The organism is uncultured Rhodococcus sp. (assembly GCF_963525155.1).
GTDB lineage: Bacteria > Actinomycetota > Actinomycetes > Mycobacteriales > Mycobacteriaceae > Rhodococcus_F > Rhodococcus_F qingshengii.
The window spans coordinates 1-19,532 of sequence record NZ_CAURKP010000100.1 but is presented as its reverse complement, the minus strand read 5'-3'; the positions used below and the strand labels follow the sequence as shown (position 1 = coordinate 19,532).

Below are 19,532 nucleotides of genomic sequence, written 5' to 3'. Positions count from 1 at the left end.
GTCCTGGCAGAAGTCCGGTGAGGTCGAGGGCGATACCGTCGACCTCGCGCTCGCTGCCTACGACGTCGGGCCGGACGCAGTTCGCGAAGCGGGCGGCGTTCCGGCAGACAAGTCGGGCGAGGTTCCTGCGGAGCAGGCGGTCGCCGCTCCGTTTGTCGCCCAGATCAAATCGTTGCAGGACTCGTTCGCCCTGATGCTTGCGCCCTTCGACTACAACAACCTCGCCGCAGCGGTGGGCGGCGTCGTCGAGGCCGGTCTGAAGTTTCTCGGATTGCCGTACGTGTGGGGTGGCGGAAACATCAACGGGCCGTCGATGGGCGGGTTCGACTGCTCGGGGCTGACGTCGTACGCGATCCACGCGGCCACCGGGGTGACTCTGCCCCGGACCTCGGAGACGCAGTGGGGTGTCGGCGTCGAGATCCCGCTGGATCAGGCGCAGCCCGGTGACCTGTTGTTCGGCAACTGGCAGGCAGGCGGCCCCGGCCACGTGGCGATCTACGTCGGCAACGGTCAGATGCTTCACGCACCCACGTTCGGCGACGTGGTGAAGGTCGGCCCGATCTTCGCAGGCTTGACGGCTCGCGGCGGGGTGTGTGTGGGCAGGAACCCGCGCGCGCCGACATCGCAATAAGCGCCACCCGCCCGTGGCGGGGGGCGCTTCTTTTCAGAGCTGGTACAGCCGATCAGCTGTGGTAAGGCTCCGCGCTCAGCAGCGTGACCTTCATGGTGCTGCCGTTGGGCAGGTTGTACTCACGCGTGTCGCCGACCTTGGCTTCGAGCAGCGCGCCGCCCAGCGGTGAGTTCGGCGAGTAGACCTCGAGCTTGGCGTCACGTGCGCCTTCTTCGCGGGTAGCGATCAGGAACGTCTCGGTGTCACTCTCGTCGCCGTCGTAGTAGACCTTGACTACGGATCCGGGCAGTGCGACACCGGACTGAGTGGGGGCCTCGCCGACCTTTGCGCTGTTCAGCAGCTCCTGGAGCTGGCGAATGCGGGCTTCCTGCTGACCCTGCTCTTCGCGGGCAGCGTGGTAGCCGCCGTTCTCTTTCAGGTCGCCCTCTTCGCGACGCTCGTTGATCTCGGCGGCGATGACCGGGCGATTGGCGATGAGCTGGTCGAGTTCGTTCTTGAGCCTGTCATGTGATTCCTGGGTAAGCCAGGTCACCTGGGTCTCGGTCATCTCGATCACTCCCTAGTAGTCGGAGCCGGGGGCTCCCTCGACGATCGCTGCAACAGCAGCGAACAACGACGCAGAAGCACCACCAGGGATGCAACCTTGCCGTCAAACCTTGCGTCAATGCAGCAATACACGGTTCCACCCGGAACCGTGTATCGGGCAATTCTATCACGCATGACTACCCGCCCTGTCCGGCGTCAAACGTCCGGCAGGGTGGGTGCGTTCCGAGGTCAGCTCTTGGTCAGGTACTCCGGAACGTCGAAGCTGCAGCCGTAGACGTCGGCCATGCCTGGCGGCTGGGACGTCTTGACCTCGGTGTTGAACTCGAGGGTCTGATGTTCCGACGACGGGACGTAGACCTCACGTCGACCGGTTTCGGAGCCGTCCTTCGAGCGTGCGCGCACGATGCACATCGCTTCACGCGACGAGTCGTCGCGTGTGACGGTGAAACGGATCTTCACCGTGGAGTCGTTGGCGATGTCGAACGAGATGGTCTCGGTCTCGATTTCCTTGACCGCAAATTTTCCGTACGCGTAGTACGCGATTCCGCCGCCTACGACGATGACGAGAGCGGTCAGAGCCCACACCATCCACTTGCGGGGACTGCCCGTGCGAGTTGTGCTCGGGTACCGATCTTGGGGAAGCGGTTTGCTCATCACTCTGCTCTCGAAGACTCGAGTTCGCGTGTCGTGCAGCAACTGACTGTGTCCCGCCGGATTACCGAAGGGGTCACGGCTGCGCCAGGAACTCTCGGGTGGAACTATAGAGGACGTATCCCGTCGCGCCGTCGGTAGGTTTGTCGGCAGTCGGTACGTTTGACGGCAACGACCCGGAGTAATCCGAGCGGTGCACAGCGTGTGATTCGAAGACTGCCGGTGACGGCTACAGGTGAACTGCCGGTGACGGCTACAGGTGAACTGCCGGCAACGGCTACAGGTGAAGTTGAGGTGAACGAACACGTGAGCGGATTCCGGCTCATGGCCGTCCATGCCCATCCCGACGACGAGTCGAGCAAGGGTGCGGCCACCACCGCCCGTTATGCAGCCGAAGGCCACGAAGTGATGGTCCTGACGCTCACCGGGGGTGAGCGTGGCGACATTCTCAACCCGGCCATGGACGTTCCCGGTGTCCGCGATCGAATCAGCGAAGTTCGCCAGGAGGAGATGGCCGAGGCCGCTCGCATCCTGGGCGTGAAGCAGCGCTGGCTCGGTTTCGTCGATTCCGGGCTTCCCGAGGGCGACCCTCTTCCGCCGCTGCCCGAAGGGTGCTTCGCCCTCGTTCCGCTCGAAGAGTCGACGCGCGCTCTGGTCAAGGTGATTCGCGAGTTCCGTCCCCACGTCGTCACGACGTACGACGAGAACGGCGGATACCCGCACCCGGATCACATCCGGTGCCACGAGGTGACGATGGCAGCCTACGAAGCCGCCGCCGATCCCGAGTACTTCCCCGAGGACGGTCAGCCGTGGGAAATCAAGAAGGTCTACTACTCGCACGGATTCATCCGTAAGCGCCTCGAACTCTTCCAGGAGGAGTACGAGCGTCGCGGTGAGCCGTTCCCGATGGCGGACTGGCTCAAGAAGTGGAAGACCGAACGCGGCGACATGATGGTCCGGGTGACCACTCAGGTCACGTGCGGCGACTACTTTCCCCAGCGTGACGATGCTCTGCGCGCACACGCGACGCAGATCGATCCCAACGGTTCGTTCTTCGCTGTGCCGCTCGACATTCAGCAGAAGATCTGGCCCACCGAGGAATTCGAGCTCGCCAAGACGCGGGTCACCACGTCCATTCCGGAAACCGACCTGTTCGCAGGTCTCGAAGAGGACGCTCAGAAGTGAATGCTCTGTCCGCCGAGGTAGTTCTCGGCACCACACAATTTCTTGCTCAGACCCCGAGTAATCCATCCGGCCCGGAGTTCGGAAAGTCGTCTCCGGTCGGCCTGCTGGTGATTCTTGCGCTGCTCATCGGTGTGATCCTCCTGGTTCGGTCGATGAACCGCCAGCTCAAGAAGCTGCCGGAGACGTTCGAACCGGATCATCCCGAACTCGATCAGCAGGCAGACGAAGGCACCGACCGGGGAGCTATCACTGCTCCGAGCCCGGCGGACCCCAACGTCTCTACCGAGAAGAAGCCCAAGCAAGAATCCTGAGACGAACGAGGTAGCGGCGATGGACCCACGGATGCGGAACAACCTGGGTGGGTCCTCGAGCCCTTACCTGCGTCAGCACGCCGACAATCCGGTCCACTGGCAACAGTGGGGCGAAGAAGCGATGGGGTGGGCGCGCGAGCGCAACGTGCCGATTCTCCTCTCGATCGGATACTCGGCGTGCCACTGGTGCCACGTCATGGCGCACGAGTCGTTCGAGAACGACGAGATCGCGGCCGTCATGAACGCGAACTTCGTCTGTGTGAAGGTGGACCGAGAAGAACGTCCCGACATCGACGCCGTCTACATGAATGCGACGGTTGCGATGACCGGCCAGGGCGGCTGGCCCATGACCTGTTTCCTGACTCCCGACGGTTCACCGTTCTACTGCGGCACGTACTACCCGCCGACGCCTCGCGGCGGAATGCCTTCGTTCACACAGCTTCTCGAAGCGATAGTCGACACCTTCACGAATCGGCGCGACGAGGTCGACAACGCGGCGCAGTCGATCGTCACGGAACTTCAGCGCGCGTCGGGCGGGATTCCGTACGGGGGAGCACCCATCGACGCCGAGCTGCTGAACGCGGCGGGTCGGTCGATCCTCGGCGACGAGGACGTCCCGCGCGGGGGATTCGGTGGGGCACCGAAGTTTCCACCGTCGGCACTACTGGAGGGGCTGCTCCGACAGTACGAGCGAACGGGTTCGGGCGAGATCCTCGGCGGCATCGAGCGCACCGCCGAAGCAATGGCACGTGGCGGGATCTACGACCAGTTGGGTGGCGGTTTCTCGCGGTACTCGGTCGATGCCGAGTGGGTGGTTCCGCACTTCGAGAAGATGCTCTACGACAATGCGCTGCTCCTGCGGTTCTACGCGCACTGGGCGCGGCGCACCGGATCGGACCTCGCCACTCGCGTCACCGAGGAGACCGCAAGGTTCCTGCTCTCCGATCTGCTGACAGAGAACGGTTGCTTCGCTTCGGCTCTCGATGCCGACACCGACGGCGTCGAAGGCCTCACGTACGTATGGACGCCGACGCAGCTGGTCGAGATTCTCGGCGCGGAGGACGGGCAGTGGGCGTCGGAGTTGTTCCGGGTCACCGATACCGGAACCTTCGAAGAGGGTGCGTCGGTACTGCAGTTGCTCCGTGACCCCGACGACTGGTCGCGCTGGCAGACGGTCTCCGACGCTCTACGTGCCGTCCGGGCTCAGCGTCCACAGCCCGGCCGCGACGACAAGGTGGTGACGGCCTGGAACGGGCTGACCGTCACGGCCTTGACGGAAGCCGGACTTGCCCTGGACCTACCCGACTGGATCACCGCGTCGGCCGAGTGCGATGGCGCTCTTCTCGACCTTCACCTGGTGGACGGTCACTTGCGTCGCGCTTCCCTCGGCGGGGCTGTCGGCGCCCCGACGGGCGTGCTCGAGGATTACGCAATGTTGGCCACCGGCCTCCTGGCTCTATACCAGGCAACGGGATTGGCGCGGTGGCTCGATGCGGCGCAGCAGTTGCTCGACGTCACTGTCGACCACTTCGCTGATCCGGCCGAGCCGGGAAGCTGGTTCGACACGGCCGATTTCGCGGAGTCGCTCGTGACTCGGCCCCGAGACCCGTTGGACGGCGCGACGCCGTCCGGTGCGTCGAGCGTCGCGGAGGCTCTGTTGACCGCAGCGGCGTTGACCGATGCCGAGCGCTCTTCTCGTTACGCCCAGGCCGCGGCGGACGCGCTGGCGAGGGCCACGCTGCCGCTCGAGCGTGCGCCTCGGTCGGCGGGGCACTGGCTCGCGGTGGCGGAAGCGTCGTTGCGTGGTCCGATACAGGTGGCCGTCGTCGGGGAAGGTTCGCTGTTGGCCGATGCCCGCCGGCTTGCGCCGGGTGGTGCAGTGGTTGTCGGGGGTGCCCCGGATTCTTCACCGCTGCTTGCAGATCGACCCCTCGTCGACGGTGGTGAAGCCGCGTACATCTGTCGGGGATTCGTGTGTGATCGGCCGGTGACGACGGCGGTGGAACTGGCGAGTCAGTTGAACACGACGAGCCATACCGCGATGTAGTGGCAGATCGCTGCGACGACCGTCGCGGCGTGGAAGAACTCGTGATGCCCGAACGTCGTGGGCCACGGGTTTGGCCATTTCGTCGCGTACAGAATTGCGCCGACGCTGTAGAAGATTCCGCCGACGAGCAGCAGCACCATCGGCGCCACACCGACCTGGTGCGTCAGTTCACCGACCACGGGAACGATCGCCCAACCGAGGAGCAGGTAGAGCGGGACTCCCACCCATTTCGGGGCGGTGGGCCAGAGCATCTTGAGTGCGACGCCGGCGAGCGCGCCTGCCCACACGATCGCGAGGATGATCTTGCCGGTGTGAGTCGGGAGGCCGAGCATGGCGAACGGTGTGTAGCTGCCGGCGATGAAGAGAAAGATCATCGAATGGTCCGCACGCTTCATCCACGTACGGCCCTTGACCGTCTGCCACTGGATGCGGTGATACGTCGCACTGATGCCGAAGAGGCCGCAGATCGTGACGCTGTAGATCGCGGTTGCCCAAGCCGCTTTGGCGCCGACCTGAGCGCCGGCGACGGAGACGAGAACGATGCCCGCGACGACGGAGACACCGAGCGCCCACAGATGGATCCAACCGCGCATGCGTGGTTTGACCGGAAGCTCGTCGAGCCCGAATGCCGTCATGTGCAACCCCTCTCGTTCCGTACTGTTGCGAACCGCGTAACCTACGGTACCGTAGGTTACGCATCAGTAGCATAACCTACCTGCGGGTTTTCGACGCGTACAAAAAGCGTGACGGCGCTCGCATGTGGCTGTCACTGCCGGGCGTAGTCTTTGACACCATGGTGATGTCACGGTGAATCTGCGCGGACTGCTGTACAGCATCTACGAGCGACGACTCCTCAGTCATCTCGACGGTCTCGCGCACCCACGGCACGTAGCCGTGATGTGTGACGGAAATCGGCGATGGGCTCGCGAGAACGGCTTCACCGATGTCAGTCACGGGCACCGCATGGGCGCGCTCAAAATTGCCGAATTGCTCGAGTGGTGCGACGCCGCCGGAATCGAGATGGCAACCATCTACCTGCTCTCGACCGAGAACCTGCGCCGCGAGCCGGAAGAGCTCGACACCCTCCTCGAAATCATCACCGACGTCGTCGAAGAGATCTCCGGGCCCGGCAAGAACTGGAGTGTGCAGATCGTCGGTGCTCTCGATCTTCTGCCTCCCGAGCAGTCCAGGCGCTTGCGGGAAGCGGCGGCGGGGACGAGCGGCCGAACCGGGACACATGTCAACGTCGCGATCGGATACGGCGGGCGTCAGGAGATCGCCGACGCCGTCCAATCGCTCCTGCGCGACAAGATCGGTGCGGGCCTGAGCGGAGACGAACTGATCCAGGCCGTCACGGTCGACGGCATCGACGGGCATCTGTACACGTCGGGGCAGCCCGATCCGGATCTGGTGATCCGCACCTCCGGCGAGCAGCGGCTCTCCGGATTCCTGTTGTGGCAGAGCGCCTATTCGGAGATCTGGTTCACCGAGGCGTACTGGCCCGAGTTCCGTCGAGTCGACTTTCTTCGAGCCTTGCGTGATTACGCGGCGCGCCACCGCCGGTTCGGCGCCTGAGCCGTCTCAGAGCTTGCGCAGTCGCAGCCGGTTGATCGTGTGATCGGCGTCCTTGCGCAGCACCAGGGTTGCGCGGGGGCGGGTGGGGAGAATGTTCTCCACCAGGTTCGGGTGGTTGATCGAGTTCCAGATCTCCTTCGCCGCGATGGTCGCGTCACGGTCGGAGAGGCCGGAGTAGTGGTGAAAGTGGGCGTTCGGATCGGCGAACGACGTGTTGCGTAGCGCGAGGAACCGCTGGATGTACCAGGCTTCGATGTCCTCGATGCGGGCGTCGACGTAGATCGAGAAGTCGAACAGATCGGAGACCATCAGACGCGGGCCGGTCTGCAGGACGTTGAGGCCCTCGATGATGAGGATGTCGGGCTGGCGGATCAGGTGGTACTGGCCCGGGATGATGTCGTACGACGTGTGCGAATAGACCGGTGCCGCTACCTCTTCCGCCCCGGACTTGACTTCGGTGACGAAGCGCAACAGCTTGCGGCGATCGTAGCTTTCGGGAAAACCCTTGCGGTGCATGATGCCCCGACGCTGGAGTTCCCTGGTCGGATAGAGGAATCCGTCCGTGGTGACGAGGTCGACGCGCGGATGGTGATCCCAGCGGGCCAGGAGAGCTTGCAGCACACGAGCAGTCGTGGATTTTCCGACCGCGACCGAACCGGCGACACCGATGACGAAGGGCACCTGACGATCGGGATGCTTCTCGCCGAGGAAGGTCGCGGTGGCCGCGAACAGTCGTTGGCGTGCCGCCACCTGCAGGTGGATCAGACGTGCGAGGGGGAGATAAACCTCGGCAACTTCTTCGAGATCGATCTGCTCGCCGAGACCACGCAGGCCGTACAACTCGTCCTCGGTCAACACCAGTGGCGTCGACTTACGCAGTGTCCGCCACTGCTTGCGGTCGAACTCGACGTAGGGACTCGATTCGTTGGTGCGCGCCATCAGCCCAGCTCACCGGCACGTAGTGAACCCGGGGCCCGGCGGACGAAACAGCTATGCGAGCAAGCCAGGCGCGTGTGCGCACGATCCGAGTGCATAGTCGGATTGTGCTCGGTGCCACGTCCGGGACTTTCGCCGGGTGGCATTCCGGAGCGAGCGACTAGGCTCGGTCGTTATGGATCCAGACACACTTGTTCGCCAATACCTGCTGCTCGGACTGGGTTTCGACCGTCTCGAAGACGGGTTCGTCGACGCATTCACCGGTGACCCGGCGCTGCGTAAGCAGATCCAGAGCGCCCCGAAGCCCGATCCGCGTGAACTTGCCCGCACGGCACGTGAATTGCGGGGCGAGTTGGCCGGAAGTGGTCTGAATGCCGAACGCTCCCACTTCGTCGACGTACACCTTCGCGCTCTGGAATGCTCCGGGCGCAAGTTCGCGGGTGAGGACATCGGCTTCGTGGACGAGGTCGAGGCGTACTTCGACGTCCGAATCGAGAAGGGAAACGAGGACGCCTACAGCGACGCTCACCGGTTGATGGGTGAAGTTCTGCCCGGTCCGGGACCGCTGGCGCAGCGGGTGCAGGCGCATCGCAAGGCCGACGAGATCCCCGCGGCGAAACTGAACGAGTGCGTCGAGGCAATGTCGAGTGCGCTGCGCGATCTGGTCCGCGGCACGTTCGGGCTTCCCGCGTCGGAAACCGTCGAATACGAAGTGGTGGGGGACAAGCCGTGGTCCGGCTTCAACTACTACCTCGGTGACTACCGCTCCAAGGTTGCGATCAATTCGGATCTGCCGCAGTTCATGGCCAACCTACCGCGGCTGATCGCGCACGAGTCCTACCCCGGCCATCACACCGAGCATTGCCGTAAGGAAGCCGGTCTGGTCGGTTCGGGCCAGCTCGAGCAGACACTGTTCCTGGTCAACACGCCGCAGTGCATCATGGCCGAAGGCCTCGCGGATTTGGCGCTGGAAGCGATTGTCGGCCCGGACTGGGGTTTGTGGGCGCAGGACATCTACGCCGACCTCGGCTTGTCTTTCGACGGGGAAAAGGCGCAACGGCTCTCCGCAGCGTCGGGGCAACTGCTGAGTGTCCGGCAGGATGCGGCGCTGATGTTGCACGACGAGGGGCGCAGCCTCGACGACGTGGCGCTGTTCCTCGAACGGTGGTCGCTGTCGACGCCGGAACGCGCTCGCCAATCGCTCAAGTTCCTGTCTTCGCCGCTGTGGCGGGCGTACACCAGCACGTATGTCGAGGGATACCGGCTGCTCGGGGGCTGGCTGGACGAGGTGCCGGTGGGCGCGGAGCGCACCGAACGCTTCCGCAGGCTGCTCGACGAGCCGCTGGTCCCCAGCTCTCTGCGTGCTGCCTAGTGCCGGGTGGAGACGGCGGGAGCGAACTTCGTAGACTGGACGCATTCGTTTCCGCATCCAGCTTGGAGATTCCTCGATGACCGCTGTGCCCGGCTCCGACGTCAACTCTGCATCACTCGCCGAACTCGACCCCGAAGTCGCCGAGGCGATGGCTGGTGAATTGGCTCGTCAGCGCGACACGCTCGAGATGATCGCGTCGGAGAACTTCGTTCCCCGCTCGGTTCTGCAGGCTCAGGGCAGCGTCCTGACCAACAAGTACGCCGAGGGCTACCCGGGACGTCGTTACTACGGCGGTTGCGAGCACGTCGACGTCATCGAGGATCTGGCGCGCAACCGTGCGAAGGAACTCTTCGGTGCAGAGTTCGCGAACGTTCAGCCGCACTCGGGCGCACAGGCCAACGCTGCTGTTCTGATGGCACTGATGAACCCGGGTGAGAAGCTGCTCGGCCTCGACCTTGCACACGGCGGTCACCTCACGCACGGCATGAAGCTCAACTTCTCCGGCAAGTTGTACGACGTCGCGTCCTACGGCGTCAGCAAGGAAGATCACCGCATCGACATGGACGAGGTGCGCTCGATCGCCCTCGCCGAGAAGCCGAAGGTCATCGTTGCCGGCTGGTCCGCGTACCCGCGTCAGCAGGACTTCGCGGCGTTCCGTGCGATCGCCGACGAGGTCGGGGCGTACCTGTGGGTGGACATGGCTCACTTCGCCGGACTGGTTGCGGCAGGACTGCACCCGTCGCCCGTCCCGTACGCAGACGTCGTCTCCTCGACCGTCCACAAGACCCTCGGTGGTCCGCGTTCGGGCCTGATCCTGGCGAAGAAAGAGTGGGCCAAGAAGCTCAACTCCGCTGTCTTCCCCGGTCAGCAGGGTGGACCGCTCATGCACGCCATCGCGGCCAAGGCAGTCACCTTCAAGATCGCTGCCGGTGAAGAGTTCAAGGATCGTCAGGCACGCACCCTTTCCGGTGCGCGCATCCTTGCCGAGCGTCTGGGCAACAAGGACGTCGCAGACCAGGGCATCAGCGTCCTGACCGGCGGCACGGACGTCCACCTCGTTCTCGTGGACCTGCGTAACTCGCAGCTCGACGGCCAGCAGGGTGAGGACCTTCTGCACGAAATCGGCATCACGGTCAACCGCAACGCTGTTCCGTTCGATCCCCGCCCGCCGATGACCACCTCCGGTCTGCGTATCGGTACCGCAGCGTTGGCCACTCGCGGATTCGGCGATGCCGAGTTCACCGAGGTCGCCGACATCATCGGTACCGCTCTGGCCGGCAACGCGGATCTGCCGGCGCTGCGTGCGCGCGTCGCCAAGCTCGCTCTCGACCTTCCTCTGTACGACGGTCTCGAGAACTGGGGCCTGCTCAGCAAGAACGTCTAGGAATTCCTTCACCGACGGCCCGGTCCCTTTCGAGGGGCCGGGCCGCTGGTTTTTTGCCAGTCGCGGATTGTGGCATCGGTCACATGACCGATGGTGGCCGAGTTCGGCGCTTCCTAGCCTGAGAGCATCACCCCTCCGGCGAAGGAAACCCCATGACCGAACAGAATCTGCATTGGCTCTCCGCTACCGAGATGGCGGCGTCGGTCGCGTCGAACAGTCTCTCGCCCAACGAGATTGCCGAAGCGATGATCCAGCGCGTCGACGCCGTCAATCCGTCGATCAACGCGATAGTCCAGTTCGATCGCGAGCAGGTGACGCGCGATGCGGCCGAACTCTCACGGCAACAGGAAGCGGGCGAGAAACTCGGCCCGCTGCACGGCGTTCCGTTCACGATCAAAGATCTGACGGCAGTCGACGGGCTGCCGACCACGTTCGGGATGAAGCCGATGGCCGACAACATCGCGACGGGAAATGCCGTCGTCGTGGACAGGCTGCGTGGCGCCGGCGGACTGTTCCTGGGAAAGACGAATACTCCCGAAAGTGGTTACTACGGAGGCACGGACAACCACCTGTACGGGCCGACGCACAACCCGTGGAAGCTCGGCAACAGCGCGGGCGGGTCCAGTGGCGGTGCGTCGGCTGCTGTGGCTGCAGGCCTCGGGCCACTCGCCGAGGGCAGTGACGGCGCGGGATCGGTGCGTATCCCGTCGGCGCTCTGCGGGGTCGTCGGGTTGAAGCCGACCACCGGCGTCATCCCGCAGACCATCCTGGCCGGGCGCTTCTACAACTGGGCGTATCACGGTCCGATCACCCGGACTGTTGCCGACAACGCGCTGATGCTCGACATCATGGCCGGGCCGGACAATGCGGACCCGCTCTCGATCGAGCGTGCCGAGACCTCGTACGTCGAAGCCTCGAAGGGCGACGTGAAGGGCCTTCGCGTGGCGTGGTCGCCGAATCTCGGTCTCGGCCATGTTGATCCGGAGGTGCTGGCGGTGTGTCTCGACGCGTTGTCGGCATTCGAGGAATTGGGTGCCCGGATCACCGAGGCGACCCCGCAGTGGGGAAATCCGTCGGAGTCGATGTGGAACGGCATCTGGGTTCCCGGTTTCGCTTCCGAATACGACTTGCTCGACTGGGAGAACCAGCGCGGCGAGGTCGACGACAACCTGATCGAGATCATGCACGAGGCCGAGCGGCTCACCGGTGTCGACGTCGGGCGGGCCGACGCATTCCGCGGCGTCATGTGGGACACGTGGACCGCGTTCATGAACGACTACGACGTGTTGGTCTCGCCGACCCTGGCTTCGGCCACGTTCCCGCTCAGTCAGTTCGCGCCGTCGTGGCTCGAAGGTGCGTCGCTGCGTGAGCAGTTGCTCGATTGGCTCTTCACCTACCCGTACAACATGCTCAACAATCCGGCGATCACCGTGCCCGCCGGATTCACCGCCGACGGTCGACCGGTGGGGCTGCAGATCGCCGCACGTCACCGCCAGGACGCAATGGTTCTGCGGACTGCCGCGAACTTCGAAGCGGCACGTCCGTGGGCGGACAAGAAGCCGGCCGATTCACTGGTCGTGGCCTAGCTCACACGATTGGCTAGATTGGTGTGATGACGTCTGTACTGCCTGATCGCGGCGCTGGACCTGACATGTTCGCGCCGCGATCGCCGGCGGCCGGGGCGTACGGCATTCTCGGCCTGTGCGCCGAAGAACTCCGCGCACGTGGACTCGCGTACTCGGCTGCGGCGGTCACGTACCGAGACCCGTCGACCGGAAGGCATCGGGCTCTGGCGAGTTCCGGATACGACGCCAGGGTGCTCGAGTTCCTGCTCGAGGACTTCGTCGCCGATCGCAATCTCTTCGGCATCATTCGCGAGGCTTCGGGCGTGCCCGTGTTCTGGCAGGACGTGCCACGATTCGAGCAGGTCGAGATGGTCACCGATGTTCTGCGGCCGTCCGGGTACGCCGAGGGTGCCTCGGTCGCATTGGGGTTCTCCGGCCGTGAGGTGACCGGATTGCTGCACATGAGCTTCGCGGATTCCGGCGTCGTCGATCGCGTACGGGAGGTGGTGGCGGCGTCCAGCGCAGCCTGCTCGCGCGTCGTGGGGGACCAGGTGGCGCTCGATCGTGTCCATCTGAGCCCACGGGAGATCCAAGTACTGCAATTGGTGGCCAGGGGCGCGGGCAATGTCGAGATCGCCGAGGAGTTGTTCGTCAGCCGTCGCACCGTCGCCACCCACCTCGAGAACATCTTCGTCAAGACCGGAACCAATTCGCGGGTTCAGGCGGCGGTGCGCGCCGCGAAGTGGGGTCTGATCGAGTCCTGAGTGACGCCGAATCACACGAGTGGCATTTTGTTACCTGGCGTTCACCAGATGTGCGGCTCGTTCCGTGGCGCGAGTGTCCGATCCGCAGTACCGTCGGCAGTAACGAGTAACCAGAAGTTACTTGTGCGGGAGGTTCTGATCGTGACTGAAACACTCAGTACGAGAGGGCCGGCGCCCGGCCCTTGTTTCAGCTGACACAGCGTCACCTGACACCAGAGCCGTCCGGCCCAGCGAGCTGAGTTTGCGCGGGTGCCGCGCAGACCTAGGAGCCCAACGTGACTGCATCACGCTCCGTCTCTGCCCACTCGGCCCGGGCTGATCTATCAGCCGGGAATCATTCGGGAGATGCACTTCGCACGTACGTCTTGGATACCTCGGTACTACTGTCCGATCCATGGGCTGTCACTCGATTCGCCGAACACCACGTGGTACTCCCACTGGTCGTGATCAGTGAACTCGAAGGCAAACGGCACCACCACGAACTGGGATGGTTCGCCCGAGAATCGCTCCGCATGCTCGACGATCTACGGATCGAATACAGCCGCCTCGACCGTCCGGTGCCGATCGGCACCGAGAACGGGACGCTGCAGGTCGAACTCAATCACACCGACCCTGCGGTCTTGCCAGTCGGATTCCGCACGGACAGTAACGATTCGAGGATTCTGGCGTGTGCGCTGAACCTTGCGGCGGAGGGCAAGGACGTAGTCCTCGTCAGCAAGGACATTCCGCTTCGTGTGAAGGCGGGCGCGGTGGGACTACCTGCCGACGAGTACCACGCTCACGACGTCGTGCCCTCCGGATGGACGGGTATGACCGAGCTGGACGTCGCCTCGACGGACATCGACGAGCTGTTCAACGAGGGTTTCCTGGACCTCGACGAAGCGCGAGATCTGCCGTGTCACACGGGTCTTCGCCTGCTCGGTGGTTCGTCGAGCGCCCTCGGTCGGGTGACTCCCGACAAGCGCATCCAGTTGGTGCGCGGTGAGCGCGAGGCGTTCGGGTTGCACGGCCGCTCCGCCGAGCAGCGCATTGCGCTCGATCTCCTCATGGACGAGAGCATCGGCATCATCTCTCTCGGTGGTAAGGCGGGCACCGGTAAATCGGCCTTGGCTCTGACGGCAGGTTTGGAAGCCGTTCTCGAGCGGCGCACTCAGCGCAAGGTTGTCGTCTTCCGTCCGTTGTATGCCGTTGGCGGACAAGAACTCGGCTACCTTCCCGGTAGTGAGAGCGAGAAGATGGGCCCGTGGGCTCAGGCCGTTTTCGACACTCTCGACGGGTTGGCCTCGCCAGAGGTTCTCGAGGAGGTTCTCGCCCGCGGAATGCTGGAAGTGTTGCCGCTGACGCACATTCGCGGTCGGTCGCTGCACGATTCGTTCGTGATCGTCGACGAAGCGCAGTCGCTCGAACGAAATGTTCTGCTGACAGTGCTTTCTCGTCTGGGAACCGGCTCGCGAGTGGTCCTCACGCACGACGTCGCGCAGCGTGACAACCTGCGAGTGGGCAGGCACGACGGAGTTGCGGCCGTCATCGAAAAGCTCAAGGGGCACCCGCTTTTTGCGCACATCACACTCACGCGCAGTGAGCGTTCGCCGATCGCCGAGTTGGTGACCGACATGCTCGAGGAGTTCGGCCCCACTTCCTGAGAAGTGATCTCCCCGTGCGGACTTCCGTCTGCACGGGGAGATGCCTGGGTTTGAAGTTGTTCAGTTTTGCAGCGGTCCCAGTTCGTTGTCGAGAACTTCCTGCACGACACGCATCGCCGCCAGTCCGGCCGGAGCGCCGCAATACGCGCTCGCGTGGATCACGGTTTCGACGATCTCGGTGCGCGTCAAGCCGTTTCGCAATGCCCCACGTACGTGGCCTTTGAGTTCGTTCTCGGCGCGCAGCGCGATCAGCATCCCCAGATTGATCAGACTACGACTGCGGCGATCGAGTCCGGGACGCGTCCATACCGAACCCCAGACGTTGGCCGTCACGAAGTTCTGCAGTTCTTCGCTGTCCGTTCCGCGGGTGCGCTCGAAGGCGGCGTCGACGAAATCGGCCCCCATGACTTCGGTGCGCACAGCCAATCCGGCGTCGAAGGAGTCAGGCGTGGTGTTTTCGGACATGGCAGGTTCGCTCGCTTTCGGCAGGTGATTTCAGGCCGGAGCAAGCCTACTTCGTGTCCCGGTCCCGACGACTGCGCGGCCGACCGCGCTCACCACGCCCCACGCGACGTCTCGCAGACTGAAGTAGTCCCGCCAGACGCAGACCTTGCCGTCGCGCAGTTCGAAAGTTCCGCATACCCAGAACTCGATGCGCAGCGGTCCGACGGTGAGGATGTCGGTGCGTTCGGTGAGCACCGTGGACTCGTCGCCGACGATGTGGTGCATCTCCGCCTCGAATTTCAGTGAAGGCTTGGTGACCAGACGTAGCGCTCGCACGACGGTCTTCTTGCCTCGCAGGGTGGGGAGCGAGACGTTCTGCCAGACGATGTCGTCTGTCATCAATTCGGCTGCGGCGTCCACGTCGAAATCGGTGAGGGCCGCGAACATTGCGTTCACCGTGGCTGTCGAACTACTCATGGGGTGTCCTTGGCTGATTATTCGGCCGGTGTTGCCCGGATGAAGGTACCGAGATGATCGTGATCGAAGTACTCCAAGGTTAGCGAGTTTCCGTCGAAGGTGGCCTTCGAGACCGTCCCGGCCGGTGCGTTCTCGCCGCTGAGCGGGAACGTGAAGGTGTTTCCGTCCCAGTGGGTCAGAGGGTACGTCGCGGCCGCGGGACCCATGGTCAAGGTCAGCGCACCGTTCTGCTGCGTCACGAGCGCGGGACCCCAGTACGGATTGCCGTAGTCGCCGGTCAATTGGTCTGTCGGTGGCGCGGGAGCGGGGGAGGCCGGCGGCGTCTTCCCGGCAAGTTCGCCCTCAGGGTCGGCCTGTGAGGCAAAGGACGCTTCGTACAGCGGGCGCCACTCGCGGGTGATTTTCCCGAACTGCACCAGATCGGCGAATTCGGCGGTCAAAGTCTCTGCGACGCCGGTGGGCGTGCCGTTGGTCAGAACGACTATGCCGACGTCAGCGGAGGGAATCGTCACGAAATTGGTCCCGGCACCGAGCAGGAAGGCGCCGGAGTGGCTGGCGGTCACACGGCCTGCCGCGCTGTCGGAAACGTTGAACCCGTAGCCGTAGAAGCCGGAACGTTCCCCGATTTCCTGCGCATGGCGCGAGACGATTTCCGGGTTGACTGCGGGCACGAGCGCATCCGTCTGAACGACCTGCTGCCCCTGATACCGACCGCCAGACAGCACCATGTCCAACCACTTGGCCATGTCGTTCACTGAGGAGCTGACTCCACCGGCGGGGGATTGGGCGTCGGCGTCCCGAACCGGCCCTACCTTGTACTTTCCGTCTTCGAGGATATGGCCGACTGTTCGATTTTCTCGGGCTTGGTAATCGGCGAACCGCGAAGACGTCGAAGTCATACCGAGCGGACCGTAGATCGTGTTCTGCGACAGCGTTTCCCAATCGGTGCCCGCCGCGGCTGCAACGGCCTCCGCACCGGCTGTGACGCCGAAGTTCGTGTACTCGTATGTGATTCGGAATGGATTGAGCGGTAGTTGGCGAAGTTTTTCGAGTACCTGGGCCCGGTTGTAGCCCAGGTCCTCCAGCCCGTCGCCGGCGTGGTCCGGTAACCCCGACCGATGCGTGTAGAGATCGGAGATCGTGAGGTGGTCGGTCACCCACGGATCGGCAAGCGCAAACCCCGGCAGTTTCGAGATCACCGGAGTGTCCCAGTCGACGGTCCCGATTCCGACTTCGTGGGCGACCACCGTGGCCCCGACCGATTTCGACACCGATGCCAGTTGGAACACGGTGTCGGCATCGACGGTGGCGCTCTTACCCAACTCGCGAACCCCGAATCCCTTTGCGTACACAGTCTTACCTCCGTGCACCACGGCCACCGCCATGCCGGGAACACCGGAACTTGCCATGAGGTCGTTCGCGAGGCCGTCGAGCTTCCCGACCGCGTCGTCGATTTGCCCGTCCGGGATCGGCACCCCGGCGTCGAGACCCGGGCTGCCGTCGCTGACGACCGGCCCGGGCGCCGACGTGGTGTCTGAATTCGACGAGCATCCGGCGAGCAGGGCGACCGTCAGTACTACCGGAACCGCCGCTGCCGACAGTCGCGAGCTGTTTCTACTGGTGATGGACACGAGATTCTCCCTAGCAGGGTTGTCGTCGGTACCACTCGGTCAATCCAGTATCGGGGAACGGCGGGCTGATATTGGGACAAATCGGGAAACCTTGTAGCTACTTCGGGGTCTTGGTTGTCAGACTGCCGAGAATGGAGCCTTCCGTGACCGGCTTCCAAGGGAGCAACAACGCGACCAGCAGAGCGGTGATCAATGCTGCTCCGACTGTGAAGTACGACGCGATGGCGAAACCTTCCAGGCATGCGGTCTTCATCGTGTAGATCAGACTGTCCTTCTGCTGCTCGAAGAGCGGACTGATGTCGCGGGAGCGGATCTCGATGACGCTGAGCACGGACTCACGAGCGAAGCCTTTCTCCTGCGCCGACATCACGGCGTCGGGAATGGCGTCGACGATCGGAGCCACCTTGGACGTGTAGTACGAGGCGACGATCGAACCGATGACGGCGACGCCCAGGGTCCCGCCGAGCTCACGCGTCGTGTCGTTGACTGCCGAACCTGCGCCGGCTTCGTCGAGGGGCACCGAGGACATGATGGAGTCGGTAGCCGGTCCCTGGACAATTGCGAGGCCCAGACCCATGAGAACCATCGAGATCACGACGGGTCCGAGGTAGGGCGTCTCGACGGTCGTCTGGCCGGCCAGGAACATGCCGCCGCTGAGGACGAGGAGGCCGAACACCATCACTGCGGTCGTGCCGAGTTTCTGTGCCGCCAAGGTGGCGACGGGGGCGCCCACGGCAACAGCGGCGGCGAAAGGCAAAGAGTGGATGCCGAATTCGAGCGGCGAGTATTCGCGAACGCCCTGGAAGTACTGCGTGATCAGGAACAAGAACCCGAACATACTGAAGTAGCTGACCGCAATAGCCAAGGCGGGGAAAGAAAACCGCCGGATTCGGAAGAGATTCATGTTCAGGATCGGCGCGTCGGTGCGCAGTTCCCATGCTACGAATGCGGCCAACAACACTGTCGCAGAGAGGTATCCCGTGATGCTGAATGTCGACACCCATCCGCGATGTGGTGCGTCGATGATGGTCCACACCAGAATGACGATGCCCAGTAGCGACAAGATTGTTCCGACGAAATCGAATCGGCCGACGTGGAGCGCCTTCGATTCCGGAACAACCAGCAGCACACCCACGATGACCAACAATGCTGCCGGAACGTTCATCCAGAACACCGAGTGCCAGGAGAAGTGCTCGAGAAGCCAGCCGCCCGCAGTCGGGCCGATGGCAATCGCGAAGCCGGCCATTGCGGTCCAGGCCGCGATGGCGATGGCTCGTTCTCTGGCGTCGGTGAAGATGTTGGTGATCATGGCCAACGTAGCCGGAAAGACAGCTGCGGCAAAGACACCCATGGCGGCTCGCGCCATGATCACCTGTTCGAGGTTGGAAGCCAAGGCGCCGACGAGCGACATCGCACCGACGCCGATCAAGCCGATGATCATCACTCGGCGGCGTCCGAAGCGGTCACCCAGGTGGCCGAAAGTGAGTAGGAACCCGGCGAAGGTCAACGTGTACGCGTCGACGATCCACTGCAGGTCGCTGACGCTGGCGAACAAGTCGACGCTCATCGTCGGCAGTGCGACGTTGACCACTGTGTTGTCCAGCACGACAAGGAGTTCGGCGAGGCAGATGAAGATCAGCGCAGTGAATCGACGGGACTTGGTCATCATGGGCGCCGAGGGCGCCGGTGCAAGTGTGTGAGACATGTTTGTACGCCATCTCTGCTCCTGCGCGGACGGCAGCAGCGGTTGGAAGAAAGAGGGTTGGTCAGCTCGGGGCCGAGACCAGAGCCTTGAGGTGAGCGCCGATGCGATCGAGAGGCGCCGTGGTGTGCTGAGCTTTTGCCATCAGCGTCGCGCCTTCGATTGACGCGATCACGACGGTTGCCCACTGTGCTGCAGTCTCGGACGGCTGTCCCTGCTGCCAGAAGAACGATGTGAGAAGCGATTCCCACGAGGTGAAGGATTCGCCCGCAGCAGTTAATGCCGCCGGCGTCGACGCGCCCTCCACTGCCGCGGCTGCGACCGGACAGGAGGAGGTGAAATCGCTCTCTACCAAGCTGTTTCGAAATATCGTGACAACCGCGTCGATGATCTCCGGTGGGGAAGACTGAGCGATCATCGAACTGATGGCGGCACTGACGCCCCGGCCGAAGTAGGCAACTGCTTCGCCGGCCAGCTGTCCTTTGCCCTCGGGAAAGTAGTGGTACACCGACCCGCGGGGAGCTCCCGAGCGTTCGACGATCTCGGTGAGCGAGGTCGTCGCGATCCCGTGTTCACGGAAGGCATTGATGGCGCCGACCAGCATCAGAGTGCGGGAATCGGAGTCGGCCATCCCGCCATCGTATGCAATCGCAGTGCTGTTCGAATCA

At 63.7% G+C, this 19,532-nt stretch carries 19 protein-coding genes; 10 read left to right on the top strand and 9 right to left on the bottom strand.

Features of this window, described 5'->3' with window-relative positions:
- Window positions 1-631: C40 family peptidase (locus tag RWT78_RS18920; RefSeq protein ID WP_314677256.1), on the top strand; the 631-nt coding region annotated here is incomplete at its 5' end.
- A gap of 52 nt (window positions 632-683) precedes the next feature.
- Here RWT78_RS18920 and greA read toward each other — a convergent pair.
- Window positions 684-1,178, bottom strand: a complete 495-nt coding sequence (gene greA / locus RWT78_RS18915; RefSeq protein WP_007726385.1) for a transcription elongation factor GreA — start codon at window positions 1,176-1,178, stop codon at window positions 684-686.
- Between the two features lie 227 nt (window positions 1,179-1,405).
- Window positions 1,406-1,831, bottom strand: coding sequence for a DUF4307 domain-containing protein (locus RWT78_RS18910; RefSeq protein ID WP_007726384.1), 426 nt, complete (start codon window positions 1,829-1,831; stop codon window positions 1,406-1,408).
- A 303-nt stretch (window positions 1,832-2,134) separates the two neighbouring features.
- Here RWT78_RS18910 and mca point away from each other — a divergent pair, with 303 nt between their 5' ends.
- From mca to RWT78_RS18895, 3 genes are read left to right on the top strand one after another with little or no spacing between them, the layout of a single operon-like run.
- Complete coding sequence (gene mca / locus RWT78_RS18905; RefSeq protein WP_007726383.1) at window positions 2,135-3,013, top strand: mycothiol conjugate amidase Mca; 879 nt, start codon at window positions 2,135-2,137, stop codon at window positions 3,011-3,013.
- Window positions 3,010-3,324: a hypothetical protein gene (locus RWT78_RS18900; RefSeq protein WP_003943283.1), complete on the top strand. Its 315-nt coding sequence runs from the start codon at window positions 3,010-3,012 to the stop codon at window positions 3,322-3,324. The genes mca and RWT78_RS18900 overlap by 4 nt, the downstream gene beginning before the upstream one ends.
- A gap of 19 nt (window positions 3,325-3,343) precedes the next feature.
- Window positions 3,344-5,371, top strand: a complete 2,028-nt coding sequence (locus RWT78_RS18895) for a thioredoxin domain-containing protein (RefSeq protein WP_314677252.1) — start codon at window positions 3,344-3,346, stop codon at window positions 5,369-5,371.
- On the opposite strand, the gene RWT78_RS18890 is transcribed toward RWT78_RS18895, so the two are convergent.
- Complete coding sequence (locus RWT78_RS18890; RefSeq protein ID WP_003945269.1) at window positions 5,338-6,006, bottom strand: hemolysin III family protein; 669 nt, start codon at window positions 6,004-6,006, stop codon at window positions 5,338-5,340. The two genes, RWT78_RS18895 and RWT78_RS18890, sit on opposite strands and share 34 nt — an antisense overlap.
- Window positions 6,007-6,178: 172 nt before the next feature.
- Between RWT78_RS18890 and RWT78_RS18885 the strand changes: the two genes are divergently transcribed.
- Window positions 6,179-6,946 (top strand): isoprenyl transferase, encoded by a 768-nt coding sequence (locus RWT78_RS18885; protein WP_003945211.1) that lies wholly within the window; start codon window positions 6,179-6,181, stop codon window positions 6,944-6,946.
- Between the two features lie 6 nt (window positions 6,947-6,952).
- On the opposite strand, the gene coaA is transcribed toward RWT78_RS18885, so the two are convergent.
- The gene (coaA, locus tag RWT78_RS18880) at window positions 6,953-7,885 is read right to left on the bottom strand and encodes a type I pantothenate kinase (RefSeq protein ID WP_003945270.1); all 933 of its coding nucleotides are present in this window, start codon (window positions 7,883-7,885) and stop codon (window positions 6,953-6,955) included.
- A gap of 172 nt (window positions 7,886-8,057) precedes the next feature.
- On the opposite strand from coaA, the gene RWT78_RS18875 reads away from it, so the two are divergent.
- The 5 genes from RWT78_RS18875 (at window position 8,058) to RWT78_RS18855 (ending at window position 14,610) form a co-directional block, all read left to right on the top strand.
- Window positions 8,058-9,254 (top strand): hypothetical protein, encoded by a 1,197-nt coding sequence (locus RWT78_RS18875; protein ID WP_003945228.1) that lies wholly within the window; start codon window positions 8,058-8,060, stop codon window positions 9,252-9,254.
- 76 nt (window positions 9,255-9,330) lie between these two features.
- Entirely contained in the window at window positions 9,331-10,638 is a 1,308-nt protein-coding gene (glyA, locus tag RWT78_RS18870) for a serine hydroxymethyltransferase (RefSeq protein WP_003945195.1), read from the top strand.
- A gap of 152 nt (window positions 10,639-10,790) precedes the next feature.
- Window positions 10,791-12,224, top strand: a complete 1,434-nt coding sequence (locus RWT78_RS18865; RefSeq protein ID WP_314677248.1) for an amidase family protein — start codon at window positions 10,791-10,793, stop codon at window positions 12,222-12,224.
- Window positions 12,225-12,250: 26 nt separating this feature from the next.
- A complete protein-coding gene (locus RWT78_RS18860; RefSeq protein ID WP_037132017.1) occupies window positions 12,251-12,967 on the top strand; it encodes a LuxR family transcriptional regulator in 717 nt (238 codons plus the stop codon).
- A 275-nt stretch (window positions 12,968-13,242) separates the two neighbouring features.
- The gene (locus tag RWT78_RS18855) at window positions 13,243-14,610 is read left to right on the top strand and encodes a PhoH family protein (protein WP_003945274.1); all 1,368 of its coding nucleotides are present in this window, start codon (window positions 13,243-13,245) and stop codon (window positions 14,608-14,610) included.
- A gap of 60 nt (window positions 14,611-14,670) precedes the next feature.
- On the opposite strand, the gene RWT78_RS18850 is transcribed toward RWT78_RS18855, so the two are convergent.
- The 5 genes from RWT78_RS18850 to RWT78_RS18830 form a co-directional block, all read right to left on the bottom strand.
- On the bottom strand, window positions 14,671-15,075 hold the full coding sequence (locus RWT78_RS18850; protein WP_003945227.1) for a carboxymuconolactone decarboxylase family protein: 405 nt from the start codon (window positions 15,073-15,075) through the stop codon (window positions 14,671-14,673).
- Window positions 15,076-15,105: 30 nt separating this feature from the next.
- On the bottom strand, window positions 15,106-15,531 hold the full coding sequence (locus RWT78_RS18845; protein WP_269612899.1) for a limonene-1,2-epoxide hydrolase family protein: 426 nt from the start codon (window positions 15,529-15,531) through the stop codon (window positions 15,106-15,108).
- Window positions 15,532-15,548: 17 nt separating this feature from the next.
- Window positions 15,549-17,162, bottom strand: coding sequence for a serine hydrolase (locus RWT78_RS18840; RefSeq protein WP_314677240.1), 1,614 nt, complete (start codon window positions 17,160-17,162; stop codon window positions 15,549-15,551).
- A 97-nt stretch (window positions 17,163-17,259) separates the two neighbouring features.
- A complete protein-coding gene (locus tag RWT78_RS18835) occupies window positions 17,260-18,831 on the bottom strand; it encodes an MFS transporter (RefSeq protein WP_003945261.1) in 1,572 nt (523 codons plus the stop codon).
- A 97-nt stretch (window positions 18,832-18,928) separates the two neighbouring features.
- The coding region (locus RWT78_RS18830; RefSeq protein ID WP_314677239.1) for a TetR/AcrR family transcriptional regulator at window positions 18,929-19,532 on the bottom strand (604 nt) is incomplete at its 5' end.

Coding starts and splice junctions, on each gene's coding strand:
- RWT78_RS18890 (WP_003945269.1), bottom strand. CDS start 6,006: ATGACGGCATTCGGGCTCGACGAGCTTCCGGTCAAACCACGCATGCGC.
- RWT78_RS18875 (WP_003945228.1), top strand. CDS start 8,058: ATGGATCCAGACACACTTGTTCGCCAATACCTGCTGCTCGGACTGGGT.
- RWT78_RS18865 (WP_314677248.1), top strand. CDS start 10,791: ATGACCGAACAGAATCTGCATTGGCTCTCCGCTACCGAGATGGCGGCG.
- coaA (WP_003945270.1), bottom strand. CDS start 7,885: ATGGCGCGCACCAACGAATCGAGTCCCTACGTCGAGTTCGACCGCAAG.
- RWT78_RS18835 (WP_003945261.1), bottom strand. CDS start 18,831: ATGATGACCAAGTCCCGTCGATTCACTGCGCTGATCTTCATCTGCCTC.
- greA (WP_007726385.1), bottom strand. CDS start 1,178: ATGACCGAGACCCAGGTGACCTGGCTTACCCAGGAATCACATGACAGG.
- glyA (WP_003945195.1), top strand. CDS start 9,331: ATGACCGCTGTGCCCGGCTCCGACGTCAACTCTGCATCACTCGCCGAA.
- RWT78_RS18895 (WP_314677252.1), top strand. CDS start 3,344: ATGGACCCACGGATGCGGAACAACCTGGGTGGGTCCTCGAGCCCTTAC.
- RWT78_RS18860 (WP_037132017.1), top strand. CDS start 12,251: ATGACGTCTGTACTGCCTGATCGCGGCGCTGGACCTGACATGTTCGCG.
- RWT78_RS18910 (WP_007726384.1), bottom strand. CDS start 1,831: ATGAGCAAACCGCTTCCCCAAGATCGGTACCCGAGCACAACTCGCACG.
- RWT78_RS18845 (WP_269612899.1), bottom strand. CDS start 15,531: ATGAGTAGTTCGACAGCCACGGTGAACGCAATGTTCGCGGCCCTCACC.
- RWT78_RS18850 (WP_003945227.1), bottom strand. CDS start 15,075: ATGTCCGAAAACACCACGCCTGACTCCTTCGACGCCGGATTGGCTGTG.